The sequence below is a fragment of the Rhodococcus sp. (in: high G+C Gram-positive bacteria) genome (assembly GCF_049286785.1).
Classification (GTDB): Bacteria; Actinomycetota; Actinomycetes; order Mycobacteriales; family Mycobacteriaceae; genus Rhodococcus_F.
The window spans coordinates 1-9,628 of record NZ_JBAQEO010000060.1 but is presented as its reverse complement, the minus strand read 5'-3'; the positions used below and the strand labels follow the sequence as shown (position 1 = coordinate 9,628).

General features: G+C 67.6%; 7 protein-coding genes. All 7 read right to left on the bottom strand.

What is annotated here, in order from left to right; genetic code table 11:
* The coding region (ftsW, locus tag WAW17_RS02365) for a putative lipid II flippase FtsW (RefSeq protein WP_422331418.1) at window positions 1-1,388 on the bottom strand (1,388 nt) is incomplete at its 3' end.
* Complete coding sequence (murD, locus tag WAW17_RS02360) at window positions 1,385-2,887, bottom strand: UDP-N-acetylmuramoyl-L-alanine--D-glutamate ligase (RefSeq protein WP_422331417.1); 1,503 nt, start codon at window positions 2,885-2,887, stop codon at window positions 1,385-1,387. The genes murD and ftsW, both read right to left, overlap by 4 nt.
* A gap of 4 nt (window positions 2,888-2,891) precedes the next feature.
* Window positions 2,892-3,971 carry a phospho-N-acetylmuramoyl-pentapeptide-transferase gene (mraY, locus tag WAW17_RS02355; RefSeq protein ID WP_422331416.1) on the bottom strand — a complete coding sequence of 360 codons (1,080 nt, stop codon included), beginning with the start codon at window positions 3,969-3,971 and terminating at the stop codon, window positions 2,892-2,894.
* Window positions 3,968-5,482 carry a UDP-N-acetylmuramoyl-tripeptide--D-alanyl-D-alanine ligase gene (locus WAW17_RS02350; RefSeq protein WP_422331415.1) on the bottom strand — a complete coding sequence of 505 codons (1,515 nt, stop codon included), beginning with the start codon at window positions 5,480-5,482 and terminating at the stop codon, window positions 3,968-3,970. Before WAW17_RS02350 ends, mraY begins: the two co-directional genes overlap by 4 nt.
* The gene (locus WAW17_RS02345) at window positions 5,479-7,095 is read right to left on the bottom strand and encodes a UDP-N-acetylmuramoyl-L-alanyl-D-glutamate--2,6-diaminopimelate ligase (RefSeq protein ID WP_422331414.1); all 1,617 of its coding nucleotides are present in this window, start codon (window positions 7,093-7,095) and stop codon (window positions 5,479-5,481) included. Before WAW17_RS02345 ends, WAW17_RS02350 begins: the two co-directional genes overlap by 4 nt.
* A 210-nt stretch (window positions 7,096-7,305) precedes the next feature.
* Complete coding sequence (locus WAW17_RS02340; RefSeq protein WP_422331413.1) at window positions 7,306-9,156, bottom strand: peptidoglycan D,D-transpeptidase FtsI family protein; 1,851 nt, start codon at window positions 9,154-9,156, stop codon at window positions 7,306-7,308.
* Window positions 9,153-9,628 (bottom strand): hypothetical protein (locus WAW17_RS02335; protein WP_422331412.1); only part of this gene is annotated, 476 nt, incomplete at its 5' end. The genes WAW17_RS02340 and WAW17_RS02335, both read right to left, overlap by 4 nt.

Sequence of the window (9,628 nt, the reverse complement as noted above, 5' to 3'; positions counted from 1 at the left end):
CGCTCACTCTGCCGCGACCCGCCACGCTCCGGCCTGCGGGCACCGCCCCGGCCGGAGTGGCCCGCACCGTACGTGATCGTCCCGGTGCGCGGCACCATCTCACGACCCGCCCGCCGACGCGCTTCGGCCCGGCGCACCGCCTCGGCTCGGGCCACCTCCGCGCGCACCGGGGAATACGCCTCGGGTTTCGGCAACCGGAGAAGGCGTCCGAACCGACCGTCCTGACCCGAGTGCAACGCGGCCACCGCTTCCGGCTCGTGCCTCGCGGCGTTGGCCACGATCCCGAACATGAAGAGCGTCGTCGCAGTCGAGGTCCCGCCCGCCGACACCAGCGGCAACTGCAGACCCGTGACCGGCAGCAGTCCGATCACGTACCCGACGTTGATGAAGGCCTGACCGGTGATCCACACGGTGGCCGTCCCGGCGAGTAACCGCAGGAACGGGTCCACCGAGCGGATGGCGATACGCAGTCCGGTGTAGACGAACAAACCGAACAGGCCGAGCACGGCCGCGCCGCCCAGATAGCCGAGCTCCTCACCGATGATCGCGAAGATGAAGTCGTTGTGTGCGTTCGGCAGGTAGCTCCACTTGGCGCGGCTCTGCCCCAGTCCGCGGCCGAGGATCCCCCCGTCAGCCAGCGAATACATCGCCTGCCTCGACTGGTAACCGATGCCCTGCGGATCCGAACCCGGGTTCAGGAACTCGCGCACACGGGCGGAACGGTAACCCGCCGTCAGGGCGAGCACGACGATGCCTACCAGACCGGTGCCGACGATGCCGACGAACAACTTGAGCGGCAGACCGGCGAACCACAGCAGCGCCATCAAGATGATGGCGAGCGAGACCGTGGTTCCGAGGTCGGGCTGAAGAATGATGAGGACGAATGCCAGCAACGCTGCCGGAACGAGCGGTACCAGCATGTCCCGCACGCTGGTCACACCGCCGGCGCGACGGGACGCGAGGATATGCGCACCCCAGATGGCCAGCGCGATCTTGGTGAGCTCGGCCGGCTGCAACGAGAACCCAGCCACCACGAACCAGCCTCGGGTGCCCTGGGAGACGGTACCGATGCCGGGAATGAGCACCAGGACGAGAAGGAAGATCGTGCCGGCGAATGTCGGGAACGACAGCGCCCGCATGATCCGGACCGGGATCCGCAGCGCCACGAAGAACAACACCAGCCCGACCCCGGCGAAGATCGTCTGCCGAGTGAACAGGGTGTAGGCCGAACCATCGCTGGCGTACGCCTCGACGCTGGACGATGACAGCACCATCACGAGACCGAGCACCGTCAACAGGAACGCGATGGTCACCACCAGATGGAACGACGCCAGCGGCCGGGCCATCCAGGTCCCTATCCGTGTTCGCGGCGGCCGCGCCGACGTCATCGTGCGTTCCCGGAGATGTCCGATTCGCGCAGCCGGCCGACCGCATCGACGAAGCTGCGTCCCCGGTGTCCGTAACTGTCGACCATGTCGAGTGACGCGGCTGCCGGCGCAAGAACGACGACATCCCCGGGCTCCGCGAGCGCGGCAGCCTCCCGCACCACGACCTCCATGAGGGCGTCGCTCACGGTGTCGGGCGGCAGCACCACCCGGTGTGCCGTGGTCTGCGGGACTGCGATCACCTCTGCATCGTCTCCCGTTTCGACACTCACTACGGGAACCTCGGGGGCGTGTCGCGCCAGGGCCTCCGCGATCCGGTCCGCATCGCGACCGAGAAGGACGGCCCCGGCGAGCCGATCCGCCACCTCGTGCACCAGTTCGTCGACACTCGCACCCTTGAGGAGCCCGCCCGCGATCCAGACGACCCGCTCGTGTGCGAGTATCGACGGACGCGCCGCGTGCGGATTGGTGGCCTTCGAGTCGTCGATGAACGTCACGCCGCCGATGTCCGCGACGTACGCCGCGCGGTGCGGACCTACCACGTGGTTGGCAAGTCCCGCCGCTACCGCATCCGGTGCGACACCGATCGCGCGGGCCAGCGCCGCCGCGGCCAGAGCATCCATCAGTCCCGCGGGTCCGGGCGGGGTAATTCCTTCGGTGTGGGCCAGCCGCGCGCCGTCCGCGAAGGCGCGGTCGACGAGATATCCGTCCTCGATCCCCAGTTCTCCCGGCGCCGGCACGCCCAGGCGGAACCCGACCGTCCGGCCTGCGGGAGAAGAAGACGCCAGTGACGACGCGACCTCGTCGTCGAGTCCCACCACCGCGACCTCACCGCAGAGCGCACGGGACTTGGCATCGATGTACGGCTGCATGCCTCCGTGCCAGTCCAGGTGATCTTCCGCGATGTTCAGGACCGCGCCGGCCGCAGGCACGACCGACGGCGCCCAGTGCAACTGGAAGGAGGAGAGTTCGACGGCCAGCACCTCCGCGCGCGGCGTGCTCTCGCGGAGCGCGTCCAGAACCGGAAGGCCGATGTTCCCGCATGCAACGCTGGGATGCTCGGCGGCGTCGAGGATCGACTGCAGCATCGACGTCGTCGTGGTCTTGCCATTGGTGCCGGTGACCACCAGCCACTGCCGCGGCGGACCGTAGATTCCAGCCTGATCCACGTACCAGGAGAACTCGATATCGCCCCAGATCGGAATTCCGTCTCCGGCTGCCACCGACAGAATCGGCGCGTCCGGGCGAAAACCCGGGCTGGTGACGACGAGAGCGAAATCGGCCAGTCGTTCGCGATCGGCCAGCAGATCATCGATCGGGGTGGTGGCGGCCCCCATGCGGGCGCATTCGGCCAGCGCCTCGGGATTCGCGTCGGCGACCGTCACCAGAGCGCCGAGGTCGTGCAACGGTTCGATCGTGGCTCGTCCCGAGACACCCGCCCCGGTCACGAGAACGCTACGACCGCGCAACCAGCCGAGTTCGACGATCTGTTCCTGCGACATGCCGTCAACCCCCGATCGCGGCCAGGTACTCGCTGTAGAACAGAGCGAGACCGATCGCCGACGCGATGGCCGCCAGTAACCAGAATCGGATGATCACCGTGGTTTCCGCCCACCCTGCGAGTTCGAAGTGATGGTGGAACGGCGCCATCCGGAACACCCGTCGTCGACTCGACCGGAAGACCGCCACCTGGATGACCACGGACGCCGCCTCCGCCACGAAGAGCGCGCCGATGACGACCATCAGGAGTTCGGTGCGAGTGGTGATCGACAGCCCGGCGAGCATGCCGCCGAGCGCGAGTGATCCGGTGTCGCCCATGAAGATCTTCGCGGGTGCCGCGTTCCACCAGAGGAAACCGATGCACGCACCGGCGCCCGCGGCGCACAACAGGGCCAGGTCGAGCGGATCGCGGACGTCGTAGCAACCCTTACCCGGGCTGGTCTCACAGGCGTTGCGGTACTGCCAGAAAGTGATGATCACGTAGGCGCCCAGCACCAGGCTCATCGACCCGGCGGCCAGACCGTCGAGCCCGTCGGTGAGGTTGACCGCATTCGACCAGGCACTGACCAGCAGGTAGCAGAAGGCGACGAACACGACGGACCCCACCGTGACCGTGGCGATGTCCCGCACGTAGGACAGATGCGCGCTGCCCGGCGTCAGGTCATTTCCGCCCCGGAATTGCAGGGCCAGGATTCCGAACGCCACCGCAGCGACCAACTGGCCGACCAGCTTCGCGGTCTTGTTGAGTCCCAGGTTGCGCTGCTTGCGAATCTTGATGAAATCGTCGAGGAATCCGACACCGCCGAGGGCGGTGGTCAGTCCCAGCACCAGAAGACCCGACGCCGATGGCCCGTCGGCCTCGTACCCGATTCCGATCAGGTGCGAACCCCAGTAACCGGCCCACAGCCCGGCCAGAATGGCGACGCCGCCCATGGTCGGCGTTCCACGCTTCGACTGGTGGCTGGCCGGACCTTCGACCCGGATCTCCTGACCGAAACCCTGCCGGGAGAACGCCTTGATGAGGACGGGTGTCAGCAGAATCGAGACGGCGAGCGCGATGCCCGCCGCGAAGAGGATCTGTCTCACCGCGTAGCCTCCGAACCCTTCTGTCCCGCACTCCCGGCGGATATCGCATCCGCGACCGCCCACAACCCGATGGACTGTGACGCCTTGACCAGCACCAGATCGTCCGGTGCCAGTTCCGCTTCGAGCAGTTCGATCGCACCGGCGATGTCGGGCACGAGGATCGATTCCTCACCCCACGAACCCTCCATGACTGCGCCCTGATTCATGGCCCGGGCAGGCCGGCCCGTGCCGACGACGATCAGCCGGCTCACGTCCAGTCGCACCGCGAACCTGCCGATCGCATCGTGCTCGACCACCGATTCCGGCCCCAGCTCGCCCATTTCGCCGAGCACCGCCCAGCTGCGGCGACCGGACCCCCGGCCGGATCGGGCCATCGACACCAACGCTTTGAGAGCTGCACGCATCGAATCGGGGTTGGCGTTGTAGGAATCGTTGATGATCGTGACGCCGTCGGCGCGGTCGCTGACCTCCATCCGTCGCGCGGACGCCGCGGACGCCCCGGCGAGAGCGTGGGCCACCTGCTCGAGGTCCGCGCCGCACTCGAGCGCCACCGCCGCCGCAGCGAGCGCATTGCCGACCTGGTGTTCCCCGTGCACCGCCAACGTCACCGGGACACTCCCCGCCGGTGTCGTGAGAGTGAAACTCGCCCTTGCCTTGTCGTCGAGACGAACATCGGTGGCGCGCACCTGCACGGACTCCGACCGGCCGACCAGGACCACACGGGCCGAGGTTCGCGAAGCCATGCCCGACACCAGTTGGTCGTCGGCGTTGAGCACCGCGACGCCGCCCTCCTCCGCCGAGGGCAGCGCTTCGACGAGTTCGCCCTTGGCCGTGGCGATCGCGTCGCGCGAACCGAACTCGCCGAGGTGCGCCGTTCCCACATTGAGGACCACGCCGATCTTCGGGGGTGCGATCTCGGCGAGGGACGCGACGTGTCCGCCGCCGCGCGCCGACATCTCGAGCACCAGAAACGAGGTGTCCGTATCGGCACGCAGCGCTGTCCAGGGATGGCCGAGCTCGTTGTTGAACGATCCCGGGGGTGCCACCACCGGACCCAGCGGACGCAGGACGGCCGCAAGTAGATCCTTCGTCGATGTCTTGCCCGCGGATCCGGTGACCCCGATCACGGTCAGGCCCTTCGCGGTGAGCTCGTCGACAACGGCCCGCGCGAGCTTCCCCAGCGCCGAGAGCACCGCCGCACCGGAACCGTCCGTGTCGTACTCGAGGGCCATCGACCGACTCGGAGCATCCGACAGCATCGGGGGCACCACGATGGCCGGCACACCGACCGGCCGGGCCGCCAGTACCGCTAGGGCACCGGCCTCGATCGCCGAATCCACATGCTCGTGCCCGTCCACCCGCGCACCGGGTAGAGCCAGGAAGAGTCCGCCCTCGGTCACCTTCCGCGAATCGAACTCGACAGTTCCCGTCACCAGAGCGGACGGGTCGACCACGTCGCGCAGCTCGCCGCCCACTATCTCCGCGATCCGGGCCAGAGTCATCGGAATCATTCCGTTCCTCCGAGTACCTCTTGGATCGCTTCGCCCAAAACCTCGCGGTCGTCAAATGGGTGCTTCACCCCGTGAATCTCCTGACCGATCTCGTGTCCCTTGCCCGCGACCAGAACCACGTCGCCGGCCTTCGCCCAGCGGACGGCGTCGGCGATTGCCTGCGCCCGATCCGCTATTTCCCGCACTTCGCCGCGCTCCGACTCGGGCACCTCGACGGCGCCCTTCCGGACCGCCGCCCTGATGTGTGCCGGATCCTCGGTCCGCGGATTGTCATCGGTGACGATGAGCAGATCCGCACCACGCGCGGCCACCGCACCCATCAACGGCCGTTTGGCGGCGTCACGGTCACCGCCTGCTCCCACGACCACGGCGACCCGGCCGGTCACCTGGCCGCGCAACGTCGAGATCACGGCCTCGAGGGCGGCCGGCTTGTGCGCGTAGTCGACGACAGCGAGAAAATCCTGACCGCGGTCGATCCGCTGGACCCGGCCCGGAACGTCCACGGTGGCGATTCCCGACACCGCATCCGCAGGATCGACACCTACCGCCGCGCTCAGCGCCACCGCCATCGCAGCGTTCGCGACGTTGTACTGTCCCGGCAGCCGGAGCAGTACATCCACCGTGTCCCCGTCGGCGTTGGTCAGCGCGAAACGCTGGGAACCCGACGGCAGGACCGTCGCCGGTCCCGCCGTCCAGTCCGCATCTGCCGTTGCCCGCGTGGCCACCGTCGTCACGATGTCGTCCGCATCCCTGGCCACATCAGCCATCCGCTGTCCCCACACGTCATCGACGCAGATCACAGCCCTCGGCGCATGTACCGCGGAATCTGCCTGGAAGAGCCGCGCCTTGGCGGCAAAGTAATCCTCGAAGTCACGGTGGAAATCGAGGTGGTCCTGAGAGAGGTTCGTGAAGGCGCCGACATCGAAGCGGACACCGTCGACCCGGCCGAGGGCCAGCGCGTGACTGGAGACCTCCATGATCACGGTGTCGATCCCGCGCTCGAGCATTCCCGCGAACAGGGCATGCAACTGCGGGGCCTCGGGGGTGGTGAGCGCGCTCGGCACCCGCCGTCCACTCATCCTCGTCTCGATCGTGCCCACGAGTCCTGTGGTACGGCCCGCCGCGGTGAGCGCCGCCTCGACCAGATACGAGGTCGTGGTCTTCCCGGACGTGCCGGTGATGCCGATGACCTGCATTTTCTCGGAGGGACGCCCGTAGATCCTGGCGGACAGCTCGCCCAGCACCCCCCGCGGGTCGCGGTGGACGATCACCGGCACCGCAGCGCCCAGTTCTGCCACCCGCGCAGCGCCGACCTCGTCGGTCAGGACGGCGGATGCGCCGCGAGCAAGGGCGTCCTCGACGAATTCGGCCCCGTGAGCGCGGGCTCCGGGCAGTGCGGCGAACAGGTCGCCGTCCACGATCCCCTGCGCCCGCAAGTCCACGCCCGTCACCACGACGTCGCCGGCCGTCTCCCCATGACCTGCCGGCGCCTCGATACGGGCGCCGGCGAACTCGGCGAGGTCGCGAACGGTGTTACGGAACGGACGCGTCGGCCGAAGAACGTCGACGACCGCCGACTCCGACTCCGACTGCGAACGGGACGGAACTGGCACCGGGCTCCTCTCGGGTGTCGACTCTCTCTGGCAACAGCGTCGTGCACGGGCCGACGCAGTTCGTCCACCTCAGCACTTCCACTTCAGCCGCTTCACGCACGACTACGTCTCTCCGAACAGCGGTGTGCACTGAACGGCCGACGTGCACTGAACGGCCGACGTGTCAGGTTACCGTGAACGCATCCGACACCCGATTCGGCCGACCCTCCCTCAGTCCACCTGCAGCAGTAGCCGCCGTCCCGGGTCCGGGGACATCGGCACACTGTCACGCTGCAGAATCCATGAGGCGATGTTATGGAAGAGTGGCGCCGCCGACTGTCCACCCGATCCGTCCGCGCTTCGGCTCGGCGCGTCGAGCATGATGCCGATGACGAAACGAGGATCGTCGGCGGGGGCGATCCCGGCGAAGGTGATCCAGTAATTCGAGTTCGAGTAGCACTTGCATGCGGGATCGACCTGCTGGGCGGTGCCGGTCTTGCCGCTGACCTGATAGCCGTCGACAGCCGCCTGGACCCCGGTACCACGCTGATTGCCGGTATCGCTCTGGGTCACCGCGCGAAACATGTCTCGCACGACCTCGGCGGTCTGCGGGCTCACGACGGTGATGTCGTCGGGGCGCTCGGTTTCGGTCCGGTTGCCGGAGGCGTCGACGGTGGCCTTGACGATTCGCGGAGGTATCCGGACGCCGTCGTTCGCGATCGCCTGGTACATGCCAGTCATCTGCAGAAGGGTCATCGACAGACCCTGGCCGATCGGCAGATTCGCGAATGTGCCACCCGACCACTGGTCGCGGCTCGGGACGTTTCCCGCGCTCTCACCCGGCAGCCCGACCTCGGTGCGCTGACCGAGACCGAACCGCGACAGCATGTCCGCGTATCTGTCTTCACCGACGCGCTGCGCGAGCATCAGGGTGCCGACGTTGGACGACTTTCCGAACACGCCCGTGGCGGTATACGGGACGACACCGTGGTCCCACGCGTCCTTCACCGACACGCCCGCCATCGAAATGGTGCCGGGCACGTCGATGACCTCGTCCGGAGACGTGAGCCCGTACTCGATCGCGGCGGCCGCCGTGACGATCTTGTTCACCGAACCGGGCTCGAATGGCGTGCTGACGGGCAGGTTGCCCATCTCGACCGAGCGCGGATTGCTGCCTACCCCGATGGCGGGGTTGAACGTGTTGTCGTTGGACATCGCCAGCACCTCACCGGTGTGGGCGTCGAGGACCACGGCCGAGGCGTTCTTGGCGCCGGACTTGTCCTTCGCCGTCTGCACCTGTTGCTGTACGTAGTACTGAAGATCCGAATCGATGGTGAGTTCCACGCTCGAACCGTCCATCGCCGGTTGCTTGTCCCGCCAACTCCCCGGAATGACTGCACCATCGGAGCCGCGGTCGTACGTTTCCGAACCGTCGGTGCCGGCGAGCGTGGAGTCGAGCGAGTCTTCGAGGCCGAGGAGCCCGTGTCCGTCCCAACCTGTGGCCCCGACGAGATTTGCCGCGAGTGACCCACCCGGATACTCGCGTATGTCCTGTCGCTCGAGGCCCACTTCGGGAAACCTCTCGCTGATCTGTGCGGCCACCGCGGGGTCGACACTGCGCGCGAGATAGACGAAGGTCTCCTCGCTGCGCAGCTTCTCCTTCAGTTCCTTCTCCGGGGCGGCGTCGCCGAGCTTGTCCCGGATCTCGGACGCGATGTCGTCGAGCCTGGTGTCGACCTCCGGTGCCTTGTCGCTCTTGGTTCTGGCTTCCTCGAGCTCTTTTCGCACCCGCACCGGCTGAAACGTCAACGCCTTTGCCTCCATCGTGAATGCGATGGCGTGTCCGTTACGGTCCGTGATCGACCCCCGCAACGCGGGGTCGATCATGGTGGTCGTGCGTTGATTCGCTGCCTCCGCCGAGAGTTGCGGGGCATCGATCACCTGAATCCACAGAAGCTGGAGAGCCGCGACGCCGAGCGCCCCGAACATCATCGTGCGCCCGACCCGCTGTCTGAACGGAAAGGATGCGGTAACCGAGCCTTTCGGGCGCCGGGGATGATTTCTCGGTGCGTTTCGGTTCACCGGCGACCACCGGACGGTGGCGGCGCCGTCGGCGTGGCGGACGACTCCGTCGCCTGCGCATTCGCCGAGGGCATCACAGGAACCAATTGTTCACCCCGAGCCTGGATCTCCGTGCCATTGCCGGACGGCGGCGTGGCGCGTGGCGCCTGAGCTGTGATTCCGCGGTTCGGAGCGGTGGCCACCGCATTACCGGCGCGCGTCGTCGGCGCGGCGGCATCGAGCGGCGGCACGGGCGTTCCGGATGCCGGCGCCGGCTTTCCGACCACCTCGACATTGCCGTCGGGATGGACTACCAGCCGGGCCGGGTCGTTGGCCGGCACCATCCCCAGCTTGGCCGCTTCCTCTGCCAGCTCGGGTGCGGAATTGGCGGTCTCGACGTCGCGCTCGAGCGCAGCCTTCTGCTCTGTGAGCGACTGGTTGTGGGCGCGTGCCGCACTCAGCTGGTATGAATCCTCGGCGGATCGGGTGGTCA